At 62.3% G+C, this 17,191-nt stretch carries 19 protein-coding genes; all 19 read right to left on the bottom strand.

The annotated features are described in order from the left end of the window. Position 1: 1 nt before the first annotated feature. Complete coding sequence (locus AQUI_RS0116095; RefSeq protein WP_027258424.1) at positions 2-388, bottom strand: hypothetical protein; 387 nt, start codon at positions 386-388, stop codon at positions 2-4. Further along, positions 385-2,403 (bottom strand): NADH-quinone oxidoreductase subunit NuoG, encoded by a 2,019-nt coding sequence (gene nuoG, locus AQUI_RS0116090; RefSeq protein WP_027258423.1) that lies wholly within the window; start codon positions 2,401-2,403, stop codon positions 385-387. Before nuoG ends, AQUI_RS0116095 begins: the two co-directional genes overlap by 4 nt. Before the next feature lie 3 nt (positions 2,404-2,406). Beyond that, positions 2,407-2,811 carry a DUF5333 domain-containing protein gene (locus AQUI_RS0116085; RefSeq protein WP_027258422.1) on the bottom strand — a complete coding sequence of 135 codons (405 nt, stop codon included), beginning with the start codon at positions 2,809-2,811 and terminating at the stop codon, positions 2,407-2,409. Between the two features lie 101 nt (positions 2,812-2,912). Then, positions 2,913-3,278, bottom strand: a complete 366-nt coding sequence (locus AQUI_RS0116080) for a hypothetical protein (RefSeq protein ID WP_245596929.1) — start codon at positions 3,276-3,278, stop codon at positions 2,913-2,915. Beyond that, positions 3,275-3,691, bottom strand: a complete 417-nt coding sequence (locus AQUI_RS0116075) for an MAPEG family protein (protein WP_027258420.1) — start codon at positions 3,689-3,691, stop codon at positions 3,275-3,277. The genes AQUI_RS0116080 and AQUI_RS0116075 overlap by 4 nt, the downstream gene beginning before the upstream one ends. A gap of 3 nt (positions 3,692-3,694) precedes the next feature. Beyond that, entirely contained in the window at positions 3,695-4,993 is a 1,299-nt protein-coding gene (nuoF, locus tag AQUI_RS0116070) for an NADH-quinone oxidoreductase subunit NuoF (protein WP_027258419.1), read from the bottom strand. Positions 4,994-4,999: 6 nt separating this feature from the next. Further along, a complete protein-coding gene (locus AQUI_RS0116065) occupies positions 5,000-5,239 on the bottom strand; it encodes a DUF5337 domain-containing protein (protein ID WP_027258418.1) in 240 nt (79 codons plus the stop codon). Positions 5,240-5,284: 45 nt separating this feature from the next. Then, the gene (locus AQUI_RS0116060) at positions 5,285-6,472 is read right to left on the bottom strand and encodes an NADH-quinone oxidoreductase subunit E (RefSeq protein WP_027258417.1); all 1,188 of its coding nucleotides are present in this window, start codon (positions 6,470-6,472) and stop codon (positions 5,285-5,287) included. A gap of 82 nt (positions 6,473-6,554) precedes the next feature. Continuing rightward, positions 6,555-7,778 carry an NADH-quinone oxidoreductase subunit D gene (locus AQUI_RS0116050; protein WP_211236062.1) on the bottom strand — a complete coding sequence of 408 codons (1,224 nt, stop codon included), beginning with the start codon at positions 7,776-7,778 and terminating at the stop codon, positions 6,555-6,557. Next, positions 7,778-7,948 (bottom strand): hypothetical protein, encoded by a 171-nt coding sequence (locus tag AQUI_RS30860; RefSeq protein ID WP_156916851.1) that lies wholly within the window; start codon positions 7,946-7,948, stop codon positions 7,778-7,780. The genes AQUI_RS0116050 and AQUI_RS30860 overlap by 1 nt, the downstream gene beginning before the upstream one ends. Next, positions 7,948-8,556 carry an NADH-quinone oxidoreductase subunit C gene (locus tag AQUI_RS0116040; protein WP_027258415.1) on the bottom strand — a complete coding sequence of 203 codons (609 nt, stop codon included), beginning with the start codon at positions 8,554-8,556 and terminating at the stop codon, positions 7,948-7,950. Before AQUI_RS0116040 ends, AQUI_RS30860 begins: the two co-directional genes overlap by 1 nt. Positions 8,557-8,571: 15 nt before the next feature. After that, positions 8,572-9,105 carry a NuoB/complex I 20 kDa subunit family protein gene (locus tag AQUI_RS0116035; RefSeq protein ID WP_027258414.1) on the bottom strand — a complete coding sequence of 178 codons (534 nt, stop codon included), beginning with the start codon at positions 9,103-9,105 and terminating at the stop codon, positions 8,572-8,574. Next, complete coding sequence (locus AQUI_RS0116030) at positions 9,096-9,461, bottom strand: NADH-quinone oxidoreductase subunit A (RefSeq protein ID WP_024090668.1); 366 nt, start codon at positions 9,459-9,461, stop codon at positions 9,096-9,098. The genes AQUI_RS0116035 and AQUI_RS0116030 overlap by 10 nt, the downstream gene beginning before the upstream one ends. Before the next feature lie 233 nt (positions 9,462-9,694). Next, positions 9,695-10,477 carry a crotonase/enoyl-CoA hydratase family protein gene (locus AQUI_RS0116025; RefSeq protein ID WP_027258413.1) on the bottom strand — a complete coding sequence of 261 codons (783 nt, stop codon included), beginning with the start codon at positions 10,475-10,477 and terminating at the stop codon, positions 9,695-9,697. Between the two features lie 19 nt (positions 10,478-10,496). Then, positions 10,497-11,354: a hydroxymethylglutaryl-CoA lyase gene (locus AQUI_RS0116020; RefSeq protein WP_027258412.1), complete on the bottom strand. Its 858-nt coding sequence runs from the start codon at positions 11,352-11,354 to the stop codon at positions 10,497-10,499. Positions 11,355-11,432: 78 nt separating this feature from the next. Beyond that, a complete protein-coding gene (locus AQUI_RS0116015) occupies positions 11,433-13,367 on the bottom strand; it encodes an acetyl/propionyl/methylcrotonyl-CoA carboxylase subunit alpha (RefSeq protein WP_027258411.1) in 1,935 nt (644 codons plus the stop codon). Positions 13,368-13,455: 88 nt separating this feature from the next. Further along, positions 13,456-15,060 carry a carboxyl transferase domain-containing protein gene (locus AQUI_RS0116010; RefSeq protein ID WP_027258410.1) on the bottom strand — a complete coding sequence of 535 codons (1,605 nt, stop codon included), beginning with the start codon at positions 15,058-15,060 and terminating at the stop codon, positions 13,456-13,458. After that, the gene (locus AQUI_RS0116005) at positions 15,057-15,518 is read right to left on the bottom strand and encodes a hypothetical protein (RefSeq protein ID WP_156916850.1); all 462 of its coding nucleotides are present in this window, start codon (positions 15,516-15,518) and stop codon (positions 15,057-15,059) included. Before AQUI_RS0116005 ends, AQUI_RS0116010 begins: the two co-directional genes overlap by 4 nt. Then, a complete protein-coding gene (locus AQUI_RS0116000; RefSeq protein ID WP_027258408.1) occupies positions 15,515-17,050 on the bottom strand; it encodes an AMP-binding protein in 1,536 nt (511 codons plus the stop codon). Before AQUI_RS0116000 ends, AQUI_RS0116005 begins: the two co-directional genes overlap by 4 nt. Between the last annotated feature and the right edge of the window lie 141 nt (positions 17,051-17,191).

Genomic DNA, 17,191 nt, shown 5'->3' with positions numbered 1-17,191 from the left:
CTCACACCGTCGGTATTCCGTTTGCCGCGCAATCCGCAACCACGACTTCGGCGTCGATGGTGCGCAGCCCGCGCGGCAGAGAGGGCGAAATCAGATAGACCGCATCAGCAGTCCGGCTGCCCCCTGCCTGTTTCATTGTTGTGCGCACATGGCGCGCAAACCCGTAATCCCGGATCAGCGCATATTGCGCGGCGGCACATTCCGCATAGTTGTCGAGGTCTTCCTGCACGGTTGCCCCGCGCATGGAGACGTGAAATTGCACCAGATCGCCCTCCAGCAGGCTGGTTTCCACCCCTTCATAGATCGGGGCGGGCCGCTCGCCTTCGCTGCCGGGTGCCATTGCGCAGGCGGCCAGCAGGAAGGGCGTTATGAGGGCAAATCGGATCATTCGGCGGCCAGTTTCCCGGTTTCGCGGGCTTTCACGCCTGCCGACAGTTCCGCCATCAACTGGGAGGCGCGGGCAACCGGGTTGGTCAGGTAGAAGTCGCGGACCGCAGGCAGGAAGCCGGCCTTGCCGAGCTTGTCCAGTTCCAGCGCCGCTCCGTCCTTTTCGGCCACTTCGTCGATCTGCGCCAGATGCGGCACCTCGGCGACCAGGGCCTGGCGCAGCTGTGCCAACGAGTCATAGCCCAGCTTAGCCTCCGCTTCGGCGCTGAGCGCGCGCAGGATCGCCCAGTTTTCCTTGGCTTCGCCCGGTGCAAACGCGGCACGCATGGCCAGCTGCGGGCGGCCTTCAGTGTTCACGAACAGCCCGTTTTCCTCTGTGTAGGCGGCGCCCGGCAGGATCACGTCAGCGCGGTGCGCGCCGCGGTCGCCGTGGGAGCCCTGGTAGATCACAAAGGCTCCTGCGTCGATTTCCACCTCATCGGCACCGAGGTTATAGATCACCTCTGCCCCGTCGATGGCCGCGGCCATGCCGCCTTCGGTCACCGCGCCGATGTCCATCGCACCAACGCGGGAAGCAGCGGTGTGCAGCACCATCAGCTTGGAGCCGGTGTCGACGGCGAACTTCTGAGCGTGCGCCAGGACCGCCAGGCCGTCGGCTTCGCGCAGGGCGCCCTGCCCCACGATTACCAGCGTTTCCTTTTCCAGAGCACCTGCATGGTCCAGGCCATGCAGCGCTTCCAGCGCTGCGCGGTCAGTGCCAAGGTGGTGGTATTCGTAAGTCAGATCCTCGGCTTGACCAACCACACCAATGGTGGCGCCGTTCAGCCAGGCCTTGCGAATGCGGGCGTTCAGAACCGGCGCTTCGTCGCGCGGGTTGGTGCCGATCAGCATGATAGCCTTGGCGCTGTCCACGTCCTCGATAGTGGCGGTGCCGGCGTAACCCGCGCGGTTGCCAATCGGCAGACGGGCGTTGTCGGTGCGGCATTCGACCTTGCCGCCCAGGCCTTCGACCAGCTGCTTCAGGGCAAAGGCTGCCTCAACCGGGGCCAGATCGCCGATCAGACCGGCAATTTTCTTGCCCTTCATCGCATTGGCTGCGGCAGACAGCGCCTCGCCCCAGGTGGCGGGCTTCAGCTTGCCATCGACGCGCACGTAAGGACGGTCAAGGCGCTGGCGGCGCAGGCCGTCCCAGACAAAGCGGGTCTTGTCGGAGATCCATTCCTCGTTCACGCCGTCGTGGTTGCGCGGCAGGATCCGCATCACTTCGCGGCCCTTGGTATCGACGCGGATGTTCGCCCCCAGTGCGTCCATCACGTCGATGGTTTCGGTCTTGGTCAGCTCCCAGGGCCGCGCGGTGAAGGCGTAAGGCTTGGAGGTCAGCGCGCCCACCGGGCAGAGGTCGATGATGTTGCCCTGCAGGTTCGATTGCAGCGTCTGGTTCAGGTAGGAGGTGATCTCCGCATCTTCACCGCGCCCGGTTTGGCCCATTTGAGCGATACCTGCGACCTCGGTGGTGAAGCGCACACAGCGGGTGCAGCTGATGCAGCGGGTCATTGCGGTGCCGACCAACGGGCCAAGGTCCAGATCATCCACCGCGCGTTTGGATTCTTTGAAACGGCTGGCAGAGATGCCATAGGCCATCGCCTGGTCCTGCAGATCGCATTCGCCGCCCTGGTCGCAGATCGGGCAATCCAGCGGGTGGTTGATCAGCATGAATTCCATTACGCCTTCGCGGGCCTTCTTGACCATCGGCGAATTGGTTTTCACCTGCGGCGCCTGGCCTTCAGGTCCCGGGCGCAAATCGCGCACCTGCATCGCGCAGGAGGCCGCCGGTTTCGGCGGGCCGCCGACAACTTCAACAAGGCACATGCGGCAGTTGCCGGCAATCGACAGGCGCTCGTGGTAGCAGAAGCGCGGGATCTCGACACCCGCCTCCTCACAGGCCTGGATCAGGGTCATCGCCCCTTCCACCTCGATCTCGGTTCCGTCAATGTTGATCTTGCGGAGGTCAGACATGGTCTATTTCGCCCTCAGTAACACGCCGATCGCGCTGTTCTTTTCGATTTCCGCGCGGCCATAGGCGCAGAAGGTTTCCGGTTGTTCATACGAGACGCCGTTTTGCGCCAGCAGCCGCTCGCCCTTGGCACGCATACGGGCCTTCTCGGCATCCGAGTCGATATAGGCCCGGATTTCCGTGTCCGAGTATCCCAGCTCATTCGCCCGTGCTTTGAGCCGGCGCAACTCGCCCAGCCCCTTGAAGTAGCGCGGCGCAAGGCGGTCGCAGTGGTCAGAGACTTCCTTGGCCATGGCCACCGCAAACAAGGGGTCTTCGATTTCGGCAACATCGCGCAGCGACGGTTTGGCCAGTGCCGAAACCGGCAGGGCAACAAAGGCAGACAGAGCAACAGCAATCAGGGCACGCATGGCGAAGAACTCCTTCAGTTTGAAGCTCCCACTGCTCAAGCGCGCGGCGCTGCTATTCAATAGCAGCCGCGCCGGCCAGCCCTGATATGCCGGAAATCCGCTCACGGTATGCAGGTTCCCTGGAAAGTGGCCTTGCCGTCGGTCAGTGTCAGCTGCGCATCCTGATCGGCCGGGTCCACCGCCCAATCGATTTTGGACGAGCCGTAGTTCACAACGCAATAGGTGGTGCCGGCATGTGCAGCAGCCTCGCGCGCACCTGTGACGGAGCGGTCCGCACCCTTGATTTCGATTGAGAAATCAGCGCGGTTCACCTTCTTGTCTACCGGCTTGGCCTTGGCTTTGAACGGGACGCCGTCATACAGTTCCCTGTTCTTGTTGGTGGTGCTGGAGCCGCAGGCCGTGACCAGCGCCGCGACTGCCAAACAGGCCATCGGCACGGCCATCCGGTATGTCGTTAGAGTTTTCAAAATACTGCCACCAAAGTCAAAATTGCCAAGCCGCCCATACAGGACCAGCCAATCACATAAAAAACCGACCGCAACCCGCCATGTGGTTTGCCGCTGCCGCGAAGATGGATGAGGATCATGATCACCCGCGACACCAGCACGAGCGAGGCCAGAAAATTCACCCAGAACGGTGCAGCGCCTGCCAGGATCGCCGCCAGTGTCACCGTCAGGAAAGCTGGCAGCGTCTCGCAGCCGTTCAAATAGGCCCGGTTCAGCCGGTACGCCTTATCCGCATAATCCTCCTGCGGCGTGGCGCCGGGGGCAAGACCTGCCTTCTGCTTGGACAGCGCCGAAAACGGCGACAACGCCAGGGTGATCAGGGTAAAGAGCACCAGCGCAGCCAGAGCGTGGGAATATGCGGCGAAGGTTTCCATCAGTTATTCCGCCGCCATTGCGCCCAGGCGGCCGGTCTTCTGGGCCTTGATGCGGTCTTCGATTTCCTCACGGAAGTTCTTGATCAGGCCCTGGATCGGCCAGGCCGCCGCGTCGCCAAGGGCGCAGATGGTGTGGCCTTCGACCTGTTTGGTCACGTCCCACAGCATGTCGATCTCTTCCAGCTCAGCCTCGCCGCGCATCAGGCGGTCCATGACGCGCATCATCCAGCCGGTGCCTTCGCGGCAGGGCGTGCACTGGCCGCAGCTTTCGTGCTTGTAGAATTTGGACAGGCGCCAGATCGCCTTGATGATGTCGGTCTGCTTGTCCATCACGATCACCGCCGCGGTGCCAAGACCCGAGCCCAGCTCGCCGCGCAAGTAGTCAAAATCCATGATCGCATCGCGCATGTTCTCGCCGCGCACGCATGGCACAGAGGAGCCGCCGGGGATCACGGCCAAGAGGTTGTCCCAGCCGCCGCGGATGCCGCCGCAATGCTTTTCGATCAGCTCCTCGAAACCAATCGACATCGCCTCTTCCACCACGCAGGGGTTGTTGACGTGACCGGAGATCGCAAACAGCTTGGTGCCTGCGTTGTTCTGGCGGCCAAAGCCTGCAAACCAGTCGGCACCGCGGCGCAGAATAGTGGGTACAACGGCAATAGATTCCACGTTGTTCACAGTGGTCGGGCAACCGTAAAGGCCCGCGCCTGCCGGGAACGGCGGCTTCATCCGGGGCATGCCCTTCTTTCCTTCCAGGCTCTCGATCAGGGCGGTTTCCTCGCCGCAGATATAGGCCCCTGCCCCGTGGTGCAGGAAGACGTCGAAGTCCCAGTCGGAGCCGGCCGCGTTCTTGCCCAGAAGACCCTTGTCATAAGCCTCGTCAATCGCGGCCTGCAGCGCCTCGCGCTCGCGGATGTATTCGCCGCGGAGATAAATGTAGCAGGTATGCGCATTCATCGCGAAGGAGGCGATCAGCGCGCCCTCTATCAGCGTATGCGGATCATGGCGCATAATCTCGCGGTCCTTGCAGGTGCCCGGCTCGGATTCATCCGCGTTGATCACCAGGTAGGCCGGACGGCCGTCGCTTTCCTTGGGCATGAACGACCACTTGAGGCCGGTCGGGAAGCCCGCGCCGCCGCGGCCCCTCAGGCCGCTGTCCTTCATCGTCTGAATGATCCAGTCGCGGCCCTTTTCGATGATGCCCGCGGTGCCGTCCCAATGGCCGCGCGCCTTGGCGCCCGCCAGCGTGCGCTCGTGCATCCCGTAAAGGTTGGTAAAGATCCGGTCCTGATCCTTCAGCATGTGTGCCTACCTTTGGTTTTCTTGTTCATTGGCCCGGCGCATGCGCCAGAGTTGAAATATGTTGACCAGGGCATAAATCATGCCTGCCAGAGCGGCGAAGTCGAACAGCAGCGCAAAGCGCCCCGGCAGTCCCAGCATGGGGCCGATGAACAGCGATACGGCAATCCACAGCGAAATAGTCCCGGCAATCACAAGCGCGATGTGCCGGCCCTTTGCTGCAATGGCCTGGTCCTGTTCCTTGGTCATCTGTTCCCTATCACCCGGACGCGGCCCCTGCGGGCCGCCTCCCGATCAGTCTTCCTTGTCGTCGTAGATGTGCTCTTCTTTGGCACGTTTGGCGAATTCGGTCTCATCGCCCACCTGCAGGCGCTTCGCCTGTTCAATCCAGCCGTCCCGTTCGATCCGGCCCTTGAACTTGAGCCGCGCATCAACCCAGGCGGCCTCTGCCTCAGTCCAGTCGGCAATCTGGTCGAAATGGAAGAAACCCAGTTCATTCAGGGTCTGCTCCAGCTTCGGCCCGACCCCTTTGAGAAGTTTCAGATCATCCGCCAGGCCGCCGCGGGCTTCTTTCAGGATCTCAGGCTGGCCTTCCTCTGATTGGCCGTCCGCCGCAGGTTTCTCCGCTGCCCCTTCCGGAGAGGCAGGCTCAGCCGCGTCCGATTTTCTGGGCGCCGCCTTGGCAACTTCTTCTGCCTGTTTCGCGGCAGGCTTGGGAGCCTCCGGTGCCTTGGGCGGTGCATCCGCCGCAGCACGCCCTGCGACAACGCCGTCTTTGCCAACCCAGGGGGTTAGCAGCGGCACCTCATCCCCCTGGATGCGCTTGACGCCGTCCTTGATGTCCATCGCCAGCTGCACTGACGCGTTGTACTGGGTTTTGCCGCTGTCAAAGTCTATGAGTGTAGTCAGGCCCGATTTCGGCTCGGCCGCGTAACGGCCATTCTGCGGACCCGGCGCCACCACCCTGCCCGCCGCCAGATCGTCCAGCAATTTGGTGAAGCTCTCGACGGTCAGGTCCTCGTAATAGTCCTTGCCGATCTGCGCCATCGGGGCGTTCGTGCAGGCACCAAGGCACTCGACCTCTTCCCAGGTGAATTTACCGTCGGCCGACAGGGTGTGCGGCTTCCCGGCGATCTTTTCCTTGCAGACTGCGACCAGATCCTCGGCCCCGCAGATCATGCAGGACGTGGTGCCGCAGATCTGGATATTGGCAACGGAACCGGTCGGTTGCATCTGGAACATGAAGTAGAAGGAAGTCACTTCCAGCACCCGGATATAGGCCATGCCAAGCATATCGGCGATGTGCTCGATTGCGGGTTTGGTGACCCAGCCTTCCTGCTCCTGCGCGCGCCACAAGAGCGGGATAACCGCCGAAGCCTGGCGGCCTTCAGGATATTTGGTGATCTGTGCCTCAGCCCAGGCCTGGTTGGCCGGGGTAAAGGCAAAGCTGTCGGGTTGTTCTGAGTGGAGACGGCGCAGCATCAGATCACCTTTTGGTGGGCGTTGCCCGCGCGGATGCCTCCGGCGGGAGTATTTTTGAAAAGATGAAACAGGGCAGGCAGTTTCAACGGTCAATCTCCCCGAACACGACGTCCATTGTGCCAATGATGGCGGCGACGTCGGCCAGCTGGTGGCCGCCGGCCACGTGGTCCATCGCCTGCAGGTGCAGGAACCCGGGCGCGCGGATCTTGGAGCGGTAGGGTTTGTTGGACCCATCTGCCACCAGGTAGACACCAAACTCGCCCTTGGGCGCCTCGACGGCGGCGTAAACTTCGCCTGCCGGGACGTGGAAGCCTTCGGTGTATAGCTTGAAGTGGTGGATCAGGCTTTCCATTGAGGTTTTCATGTCGCCGCGCTTGGGCGGGGACAGCTTGCCGCGGGCCATCACATCGCCGGTGGCTTCGCGCAGCTTGACGATCGCCTGCCGGATGATCGAGGTCGACTGGCGCATCTCCTCCATCCGGCAAAGATAACGGTCGTAGCAGTCGCCGTTCTTGCCGACAGGGATCTGGAACTCGAACTCGTCATAGCATTCATAGGGCTGCGCGCGGCGCAGGTCCCAGGCGAGGCCGGAGCCGCGCACCATGACACCCGAGAATCCATATTGCTGGATTTCCACCTCACTCACCACACCGATATCGCAGTTGCGCTGCTTGAAGATGCGGTTTTCGGTCAAGAGGCCGTCGATGTCGTCCAGAACCTTGGGGAATTCCAGCGCCCAGAGGTCGATATCGTCCAAGAGGTCGTCCGGCAGATCCTGATGCACACCGCCCGGGCGGAAGTAGGCCGCGTGCAGGCGGGCGCCGCAGGCCCTCTCGTAGAACACCATCAGCTTTTCGCGCTCTTCAAAGCCCCACAACGGCGGGGTCAGCGCGCCGACGTCCATCGCCTGCGTGGTGACATTGAGGAGGTGGTTCAGGACGCGGCCGATTTCGGAATAGAGCACCCGGATCAGCTGGCCGCGGCGGGGAACCTCGACGCCGGTCAGTTTCTCAATCGCCAGACACCAGGCATGTTCCTGATTCATCGGCGCCACATAATCGAGGCGGTCGAAATACGGCAGGTTCTGCAGGTAGGTGCGGCTTTCCATCAGCTTTTCGGTACCGCGGTGCAGCAGGCCGATATGCGGGTCGCAGCGCTCAACAATCTCGCCGTCAAGCTCCAGCACAAGACGCAGAACACCGTGTGCTGCAGGGTGCTGCGGACCGAAGTTGATGTTGAAGTTGCGGATCTTCTGCTCACCGCTCAGCGCGTCGACGCTGCCGTCGTCAAATTTGGAGCCGTCCATCATTTGAAGGCCTCCCGATCATAATTCGAGGTGATTTTCTCACCCTGAAGGGTGACTTTCACCTTATAAGGTGACGCGCAGTTCTTTTTAACAACGGGCATTGCCGCGCCCAGCATGGCCGCACAGCCCGCCAGCAAGGTTCCCACTTCGGCCAGAGGTTCAAACCACATCAGTTTGCGCCCTCCTTTTTCTCGTCGCCGGGCAGAATGTATTCGGCACCCTCCCACGGGGACATGAAATCAAACTGGCGGTATTCCTGCACCAGCTTCACCGGCTCGTAGACCACGCGCTTTTGCGCCTCGTCATAGCGGACCTCGGTATAGCCGGTGGTCGGAAAATCCTTGCGCAGCGGATAGCCGCGGAATCCATAGTCGGTCAGGATGCGGCGCAAATCCGGGTGGCCGGAGAACAGGATTCCAAACATGTCGTAGACTTCCCGCTCAAACCAGTTGGCCGAGGGGTGCACGTCCACGATCGAGGGTACCATTTCATCCTCGCGCACGGCGGCGCGCAGGCGGATGCGCTGGTTCCGGTACATCGACAGGAAATGATAGATCACGTCAAACCGCTTGCCGCGTTCCGGGTAGTCCACCGCGGTGATGTCCACCAGGGATGAGAACTTGCAGTTCTGGTCCGATTTCAGGAATTCCACCAGGCCGGCGATGTTTGAGGGTGTGACGTCGATGTTCAGCTCGCCAAAAGAGACATCCCAGGCGACAACGCAATCGGGGCGTTTCGCTTCGATCTGCGCGCCGAGTTCATTCAGGGCTTCAGTCATCTGCTCTCTCCCGCCTTAGCGAACAAGGGTGCCGGTCCGGCGGATCTTGCGCTGCAGCTGCATCAGGCCATACAGCAGCGCTTCAGCCGTCGGCGGACAGCCGGGCACATAGACATCGACCGGCACAACCCGGTCACAGCCGCGCACCACGGAATAGCTGTAGTGGTAATAGCCGCCGCCATTGGCGCAGGATCCCATCGAGATCACATACCGCGGCTCGGGCATCTGATCGTAGACCTTGCGCAGCGCCGGCGCCATCTTGTTGGTGAGGGTGCCCGCAACAATCATCACATCCGACTGGCGCGGGGAGGCCCGCGGCGCGATGCCGAACCGTTCCGCATCATAGCGCGGCATTGAGGTGTGCATCATCTCAACCGCGCAGCAAGCCAGACCGAAGGTCATCCAGTGCAGCGAGCCGGTACGGGCCCAGTTAATGATGTCCTCGGCCGATGTCAGCAGGAAACCTTTGTCCTGCAGTTCGGCATTGAGGGCCTGAGTGACAACTTCCTTGTCCACACCGGCGGTGTTGGCTCCGGTCATCACTGCCATTCCAGCGCCCCTTTCTTCCATTCATAGGCAAAGCCTATGGTCAGCACGCCCAGGAACACCATCATCGACCAGAACCCGGTGTCGCTGATATCCTTGAAACCGACGGCCCAGGGAAACAGGAATGCGATTTCCAAGTCAAAAATGATGAAGAGAATCGACACCAGGTAAAACCGGACATCGAATTTCATACGGGCGTCATCGAAGGCGTTGAAACCGCACTCATAGGCACTGACCTTTTCCGGGTCCGGGTTGCGTACTGCCAGCACAACGGCTGCCAGGATAAGGACAATGCCCAAACCTGCCGCAACGGCCAGGAAAACCAGGATCGGCAGGTATTCCCTCAACATCTCTTCCAAGAGCAGCTCCTTTTCCCGGCGGTTTCCCGCGCGACGTCAATTGGCGTGTTGATTTGCCACGTGCATACCCCCCCGCCCCCACAGCGTCAACTAAAGCAAGGTTAATCTACAAGGGTTTGTGACAGGAAAAAGCACAGCCGCAACATGCACGCAATTCCTTAGTTATTTCATAAGGAAAGCGGCCACAGTAAAACCGCGGCCGCCATCAAAACGTGACTCATTTCTACCGGTTTTCAGCTTTGCCAGACAGGTTTGCGCTTTTCAAAGAATGCACTGATGCCCTCCTGCGCCTCGTCGCCTTCCCAGCGCGCCACAAGCGCCTTGATTGTATGGTCAATCACCGCGTCATCAAGTTGCGGCCCCAGATCGCGGGCGAGCTTTTTGGCGGCAGCAACGGCACCCGGCGCACAGTTCAGATAAGGTGCGACCTCCGCCTCGACCGCCTCTGCAAGCTGGTCAGCGGGCACGGCCTTGGCCAGCAGTCCAAGCTCCACCGCTTCCGCCGCGCCGAACAGACGCGCCGACATGAATACCCGCCGGGCTTTGGCTTCACCCATGCGGGCGATCACATAAGGGCCGATGGTGGCGGGAATCAGTCCCAGCTTGGTCTCCGTCAGGCCCATCTTCAGATGGTCCGCACCAATGGCCACGTCGCAAACCGACGCCATGCCGACACCGCCGCCAAAGGCATTGCCCTGCACAGCGCCGATCAGCGGCTTGGGCAAGGTGTTAAGCGCCATCAGCATCTCCGCCAGAACCCGCGCCTCGCGCGCCCGGGTTCCGGCATCGGCATCCATCTGCGCCCGCATCCAGCCCAGGTCCCCGCCGGCGCAAAAGCTCTTACCGGCACCGGTCAGCACCACCACGCGCACGGTCTCGTCTTCGGCTAGGCGTTTCGCCGCCAGGGTCAGCTCCTGCAGCATCTGGCCGGACATGGCGTTGTGCTTCTCCGCCCGGTTCAGGGTCAGGGTGCAGACTCCACGGCTGTCGGTGTCCAGGGTAATTGTCTCGAACATCTTGCTTCTCCGATGAATTCTATTGCAGGCCGCGCATGGAACGAGCCAGTGTCGCGGCCTCTGCCAGTACATCGGCGTCCAGCCCCGTATCATAGCCCAATTCGGTCAGACGCTTGTGCACCGCTTCCGTCGCCACGTTGCCTGCGGCCCCTGGCGCATAGGGGCAGCCGCCCAAACCGCCCACGGCAGCATCGAACACCCGCACGCCCTGCGCCAGCGAGGCCTCTATATTGTCGAGCGCCCGGCCCGCGGTGTCATGGTAATGTCCCGCGAGCTTGGCCGCAGGCACCCGTACGGTGACGGCGCTCAGCATCGCGGTGATCGCCTCAGGAGTACCCTGCCCGATGGTGTCGCCCAGCGAGATCTCATAGCAGCCAAGAGCGTACAGCCGATCGGCCACCACCGCCACTTTTTCCGGCGCGGTGGCGCCGTCGTAAGGACAGTCGGTCACACAGGACACATAGCCCCGCACCGGCACCCCGCCCCCTTTGGCAGCGTCCAGAATGGGCAGAAAGCGGGCAATGCTTTCCTCGATCGTGGCGTTGATATTGGCCTTGGAAAACCCTTCAGAAGCCGAAGCGAAGACTGCAATCTCATCTGCATTGGCGGCCACCGCATCCTCATAGCCGCGCATGTTGGGGGTCAGCGCCGCATAGCGGACGCCGGGCGCGCGGGTGATGCCCGCCAGAACTTTTGCGCTGCCCGCCATCTGCGGCACCCATTTGGGCGAAACAAAACTCGCCACCTCGATCCGCTTGAACCCAGCGCGGCTGAGGCAATCCGTCAGCGCAACTTTCTCCGCCACCGGGATCTCACGTTTTTCATTCTGCAGCCCGTCGCGCGGGCCAACCTCGAAGATTTCGGCAAATTCGCCCATGGAATGCTCCTCCGGCTTCATCTTTCCTAATATACTCAACCCGCGGCGGGGGCGGCAGACGCCCCGCCCGGAACGGGATCAGGAATCCTCTTCCAGCCGTACCAGTGCTGCGCCGGCCTCAACCTGGTCGCCGGAGGCGGCCAGAACCTCAGCCACCACGCCGTCGCGGGCCGCCAGCAACGAATGCTCCATCTTCATCGCTTCCAGAATGGCGAGCCGGTCACCCTCTTTCACAGCTTGGCCTGCCTCGGCAAAGACCGCCTTCACGAGGCCCGGCATCGGTGCTTCGATCACATTGCTGTCGCCGCCCGCTGCCGCATCGCGGTCCAGCGGGTCAATCGCGGTGAACTCCAGCCCGTAGGCATCATGCACGGTGATTAGGGACCCGGCCTGCGAGACGGCGGGCATCCGGCGCTCGCCGATGCGCCACTGGCCCTGGCTGCGCTCGGCCACGACTGTTTCGCCATCAATGGTCCAAAGCTGCCGGTCCGGCCCGTCCACCTGCACATCGGCGGTGAAGTCCCCGCCCGCATGGGCCAGGGTGACGGCACGGTGCAAGGGCGCCCAGAGGGTGAAGCCGGTGTTAGGCGCAGCCTCCACCAGATCCAGCGCCACCATGCCGGCCGCCGCCTTATGGCGCAGCTCCACCTCCGGTGCCGCGGTCAGCGCGTCCAGATCGCGCGCAATCAGGCCGGTGTCCACCTCGCCCTCCGCAAAGCCTTCATGCGCCGCCAGTGCGCCAAGGAAGGCAAGGTTGGTGACGGTGCCGCCAACTTGCGTTTCCTCCAGCGCGCGCGCCAGCCGCGACAGCGCCACTTTGCGGGTGGAGCCATGCACGATCACCTTGGAGATCATCGGGTCGTACCAGGGGCTGATGGTGTCCCCTGCCCGCACACCGCTATCGGCGCGGGCCTCTGCCGGGAAGGACAGATGCGTCAGCGTGCCGGTTGCGGGCAGGAAGCCCTTTGGCACGTCCTCCGCATAAAGCCGCGCCTCAAAGGCGTGACCGGTGATGGTGAGGTCTTCCTGTTTCGCCGGCAGGCTCTCGCCCGAGGCGACGCGCAGCTGCCATTCCACCAGGTCGACGCCGGTGATCAGTTCCGTGACCGGATGCTCCACCTGCAGGCGGGTGTTCATTTCCATGAACCAGAACCCATCGGTACGCAGCCCGTCAGAGCCGTCGACGATGAATTCAACTGTGCCTGCGCCCTTATAGCCGATAGCTTCGGCCGCGCGCACACCGGCCTGGCCCATTGCCTCGCGCATTTCCGCGGTCATGCCTGGCGCAGGCGCTTCCTCGATCACCTTTTGGTGGCGGCGCTGCAGGGAACAGTCACGCTCGAACAGGTGCACCGCGGTTTTACCGTCTCCAAAGACCTGCACTTCGATATGGCGGGGCTGCTGAATGTATTTCTCGATCAATACATCCGGGTTGCCAAAAGAGGTGGTCGCCTCGCCCTGGGCGCTTTTCAGGGCATCGGCGAATTCGGACGGCTGTTCAACCAGGCGCATGCCCTTGCCGCCGCCACCTGCCACGGCCTTGATCAATACTGGATAACCAATTTTCTCCGCTTCACCGGCCAGGAACTTCGCATCCTGGTTGGCCCCGTGATAACCCGGCACCACCGGAACACCGGCCTCTTCCATCAGCACCTTTGCGGCGTCCTTGAGGCCCATCTTGCGGATTGCATCCGCCGACGGACCGATAAAGACAAGCTCCGCGGCCTCCACCGCTTCCACGAAGCCGGGGTTTTCCGACAGGAAGCCATAGCCCGGATGGATCGCCTGGGCGCCGGTTTCCTGCGCGACGCGGATGATCTCATCACCCTTCAGGTAGCTGTCCGCCGGGGCCGGGCCGCCGATGTGAACGGCCTCATCCGCCAGCGCCACATGTTTGGAAGCGGCATCGGCGTCAGAATAAGTGGCCACGGTCCGCACCCCCATGGCGCGGGCGGTTTCCATCACGCGGCAGGCGATTTCGCCGCGGTTGGCAATCAGGATTTTGTCAAACATGGGGTTGGTCCTTTGTCTGGATCTCTGGACCGGGGGCTGCCTGCCCCCGGACCCCCGGGGATATTTCTGGCCAGAAGAAGAGCGGGTCTTACATCCGGAATACGCCGAAGTGCGTATCTTCGATTGGTGCGTTCAGCGCCGCGCCGAGTGACAGCGCCAGCACATCGCGGGATTTACGCGGGTCGATGATGCCGTCATCCCAAAGGCGCGCTGAGGCATAAAGCGGGTGGCTCTGCTCTTCGAACATCTCGATGGTGGGGCGTTTGAACTCAGCCTCTTCGTCTGCACCCCAGTTGCCGCCCTGGCGTTCGATGGCGTCCCGTTTTACCGTCGCCAGCACGCCCGCCGCCTGCTCTCCGCCCATCACTGAAATCCGGGAGTTGGGCCAGGTCCACAGGAAGCGCGGGGAATAGGCACGGCCCGACATGCCGTAGTTGCCCGCGCCAAACGAACCGCCGACCAGCATGGTTACTTTCGGCACATTGGTGGTCGCCACCGCCGTCACCATCTTGGCGCCGTGGCGGGCAATGCCCTCGTTTTCATATTTCCGGCCAACCATGAAGCCAGTGATGTTTTGCAGGAACACCAGCGGGATCTTGCGCTGGCTGCACAACTCCACAAAATGCGCGCCTTTTTGGGCGGCCTCGGAGAACAGCACGCCATTGTTGGCGATGATGCCAATCGGGCAGCCCTTCAGATGGGCAAAGCCGGTCACCAGCGTTTCGCCGAAGCGCGGCTTGAACTCGTCAAAGCGGGAGCCGTCCACCAGCCGCGCGATCACTTCGCGGATATCATACGGCGTGCGAAGATCGCCGGGCACCACGCCAAGGATCTCCTCGGGGTCATAGGCCGGTTCCTCGGGGCTGGCCCAGTTCACCGTCAGCGGCTTGGTTATGTTGAGAGACCGCACCGCGCGCCGTGCCAGCGCCAGCGCGTGGGCGTCATCCTCGGCCAGGTAGTCGGCCACGCCGGAAAGACGTGTGTGCACGTCGCCGCCGCCCAGGTCTTCAGAGCTGACAACCTCGCCCGTTGCGGCCTTCACCAGCGGCGGGCCGGCCAGGAAAATGGTGCCCTGCTCCTTCACGATGATGGTGACATCGGACATCGCCGGCACATAGGCGCCGCCCGCGGTGCAGGAGCCCATGACCACGGCGATCTGCGGAATGCCCTTGGCCGACATCCGCGCCTGATTGTAGAAGATGCGCCCGAAATGGTCGCGGTCCGGGAAGACCTCATCCTGGTTCGGCAGGTTGGCACCGCCGGAGTCGACCAGGTAGATGCAGGGGAGACGGTTCTCCTCGGCAATCTCCTGCGCCCGCAAGTGTTTCTTCACCGTCATCGGATAATAGGTGCCGCCCTTCACGGTGGCATCGTTGCAGACCACCATGACCTCCTGGCCGTGCACCCGGCCGATGCCCGCGATCACGCCCGCAGCCGGGGCCGCGCCGTCATACATCGCGTGCGCCGCGGTGGCGCCGATCTCCAGAAACGGGGAGCCCGGATCCAAGAGGTTCGCCACCCGGCGGCGCGGCAGCATCTTGCCGCGGCTTTCATGGCGGGCACGGGATTTCTCGCCGCCGCCCAGGCGTGCGGCCTCGGCAACCTCGCTGATTTGAGCGAGCGCTTCGAGATGCGCCGCGCGGTTCTGTTTGAAGCCTTCCGAGGAGGGCATCGCTTTGGATGTGAGTTTCATTTCGTTTCCTCTTGCTTTGCCAACCACTCAGTCAATAAGGCAGCCGAAAGGTATTTTCCGATAACAACAGTCGCGGCACAAAGTTCGACCCGTTCCTTGCCCCGGCATTGCGAAACAGAAAAAGACTTGCCCAAGGTATCCAACCGCATTTCGTAAAACCCCTTCTGCGGAGCTTCAGCATTGATTGAAGCGGGCAAGCTGGCGACTAACTGGTCGCCTCGTGCGTCAAAATTTCCGATCAGATTTTGGAAGCAGGCCTGATCATTTTCGGCGAATTCGCAGTAGATAAGGATAGCCCGAAGACAGTCCTCCCGCTTGCTCACCCAATCCAATTGATTTTCTGAACTTTTCAGACAGCGTTCTGTCCACCCGAACGGATCTGGGTCATCAGCGGACGCTGGCGGTGCCAAAGTCAGTAGCGTTGCCACCATCACCGCAATACAAAATAGATGTTTCACTTCGAAACTTCCCTTTCCCCCGCCGCCCGCACTTTCAGCTCCTTGCGGATCACCTTGCCGGTCACGGTCATCGGCAGCGCCTCCAGGAATTCCACCTCACGCGGATAGGAATACTGCGCAAGGCGCTCCTTGACGTGGTCCTGCAGCTCGCGCTCAGAGGCATCAGTCCCGGCCTTTAGCACCACATAGGCCTTGACGATCTCGGTCCTGAGAGGATCGGGCTTGCCGACCACGCCCACAGTCGCCACCGCAGGGTGGGTCAGCAGGCAATCCTCGATCTCCGCCGGGCCGATACGGTAGCCTGCCGAGGTGATCACGTCATCCTCGCGCCCCACAAAGCGCAGATAATCACCCTCCCAGACGCCGCGGTCGCCGGTCACCAGCCAGTCGCCGCGGAACTTTGCCGCGGTCTCCGAAGGCCGGTTCCAGTATTCCAGCAGCATTGAGGCAGAGCCGCGACGGATGGCAACGTCGCCCTCGCCGTCCGTGGGATTGCCCGCCCCATCAATCACAGCCAGCTCATGCCCCGGCACCGCTTTGCCAATGCAGCCCGGGCGCGGTTCGAAATCCGCAGCACAGGAGGAGGCCACCATATTGCATTCGGTCTGGCCGTAAAACTCGTTGATGGTCACCCCCAGCCGCCGCCGGCCCCAGGCGAGCATTTCGGCGCCCAGGGGCTCTCCACCGCTGGCAACAGAGCGCAGGCCGTGGAGCCCCTGCCCGGCTGCCTTGAGCATCCGGAGCGCGGTCGGCGGAAAGAAGATGTTGCGCACACTGGCCTTTGCGATCAGATCGGCGCAGGCCTCAGGTGTGAACTTGTCCAGTCGTGCGGCGACCACTGGAACGCCCAGCGCCAGGCCCGGCATCAGCACATCGAACAACCCGCCGATCCAGGCCCAGTCCGCCGGGGTCCAAAGGCAATCGCCCTCCTGCCCCAAATGGTCATGGCTGATGGCAACACCCGGCAGGTGCCCGGTCAGCACCCGGTGGCCATGCAGCGCGCCCTTGGGGTTGCCGGTGGTGCCCGAAGTGTAAATCAGCACCGCTGGGGTTTCAGGCGCGGTGTCGGCAAAAGGCACCCGCGGGCCATCCATTCCGGCGGTCTCTGTCATCACCGCTTCGGCCAGATCGCCGAGCAGATCCGCTCCCTCGGTGTCCGTAAAAACAAACTGCACTCCGGCATCGCCTGCGCGGGAGGCCAGCGCGTCGCGTTTGAACAGCTTGAACAGCGGCACCGAGATGCCGCCTGCCTTCCAGATGGCCAGATGCGCCGCTGCGCACCAGGGCGACTGGCTCAGCAGCACCCCGACCCGGTCACCCGGATGAATGCGAGTCAGCAGGTAGCGCGCCAGCCGGTCCGTCATCATTGCCAGCATGCCATAAGAAATGCCGCGGCGCGCAGGGCCGGTCATATCGATCAGCGCCAAGGCTTCAGCAGGATGCGACAGGCATTGCGCGGCCATGTTCAGCCGCTCCGGCAGGTCCCAGCTGCCATCAGCGCGCAGCCCGGAAATGTTACCTGTATTATGCATATTTAGACATTCCCGAAACGCATAGCAGGCATGCAGTTTCTCCTTGTCTTTTCAAAGGCAAAGCAAGCACTCCTTTGATCCAGATCAGGGTTTTCATCCGCTTCCAGGTGCACCACGGCGGGGTAATCATAAGAAAAGGGA

Source organism: Leisingera aquimarina DSM 24565 (assembly GCF_000473165.1).
In the GTDB taxonomy this organism is placed as follows: domain Bacteria; phylum Pseudomonadota; class Alphaproteobacteria; order Rhodobacterales; family Rhodobacteraceae; genus Leisingera; species Leisingera aquimarina.
This window is presented reverse-complemented; position numbering and strand designations above follow the sequence as displayed.

Excerpts from the sequence above, each read along its gene's own strand:
- AQUI_RS0116095 (WP_027258424.1), bottom strand. The coding sequence starts at position 388 with ATGATCCGATTTGCCCTCATAACGCCCTTCCTGCTGGCCGCCTGCGCA.
- nuoG (WP_027258423.1), bottom strand. The coding sequence starts at position 2,403 with ATGTCTGACCTCCGCAAGATCAACATTGACGGAACCGAGATCGAGGTG.
- AQUI_RS0116085 (WP_027258422.1), bottom strand. The coding sequence starts at position 2,811 with ATGCGTGCCCTGATTGCTGTTGCTCTGTCTGCCTTTGTTGCCCTGCCG.
- AQUI_RS0116075 (WP_027258420.1), bottom strand. The coding sequence starts at position 3,691 with ATGGAAACCTTCGCCGCATATTCCCACGCTCTGGCTGCGCTGGTGCTC.
- nuoF (WP_027258419.1), bottom strand. The coding sequence starts at position 4,993 with ATGCTGAAGGATCAGGACCGGATCTTTACCAACCTTTACGGGATGCAC.
- AQUI_RS0116065 (WP_027258418.1), bottom strand. The coding sequence starts at position 5,239 with ATGACCAAGGAACAGGACCAGGCCATTGCAGCAAAGGGCCGGCACATC.
- AQUI_RS0116060 (WP_027258417.1), bottom strand. The coding sequence starts at position 6,472 with ATGCTGCGCCGTCTCCACTCAGAACAACCCGACAGCTTTGCCTTTACC.
- AQUI_RS0116050 (WP_211236062.1), bottom strand. The coding sequence starts at position 7,778 with ATGGACGGCTCCAAATTTGACGACGGCAGCGTCGACGCGCTGAGCGGT.
- AQUI_RS30860 (WP_156916851.1), bottom strand. The coding sequence starts at position 7,948 with ATGTGGTTTGAACCTCTGGCCGAAGTGGGAACCTTGCTGGCGGGCTGT.
- AQUI_RS0116040 (WP_027258415.1), bottom strand. The coding sequence starts at position 8,556 with ATGACTGAAGCCCTGAATGAACTCGGCGCGCAGATCGAAGCGAAACGC.
- AQUI_RS0116035 (WP_027258414.1), bottom strand. The coding sequence starts at position 9,105 with ATGGCAGTGATGACCGGAGCCAACACCGCCGGTGTGGACAAGGAAGTT.
- AQUI_RS0116025 (WP_027258413.1), bottom strand. The coding sequence starts at position 10,477 with ATGTTCGAGACAATTACCCTGGACACCGACAGCCGTGGAGTCTGCACC.
- AQUI_RS0116020 (WP_027258412.1), bottom strand. The coding sequence starts at position 11,354 with ATGGGCGAATTTGCCGAAATCTTCGAGGTTGGCCCGCGCGACGGGCTG.
- AQUI_RS0116015 (WP_027258411.1), bottom strand. The coding sequence starts at position 13,367 with ATGTTTGACAAAATCCTGATTGCCAACCGCGGCGAAATCGCCTGCCGC.
- AQUI_RS0116010 (WP_027258410.1), bottom strand. The coding sequence starts at position 15,060 with ATGAAACTCACATCCAAAGCGATGCCCTCCTCGGAAGGCTTCAAACAG.
- AQUI_RS0116000 (WP_027258408.1), bottom strand. The coding sequence starts at position 17,050 with ATGCATAATACAGGTAACATTTCCGGGCTGCGCGCTGATGGCAGCTGG.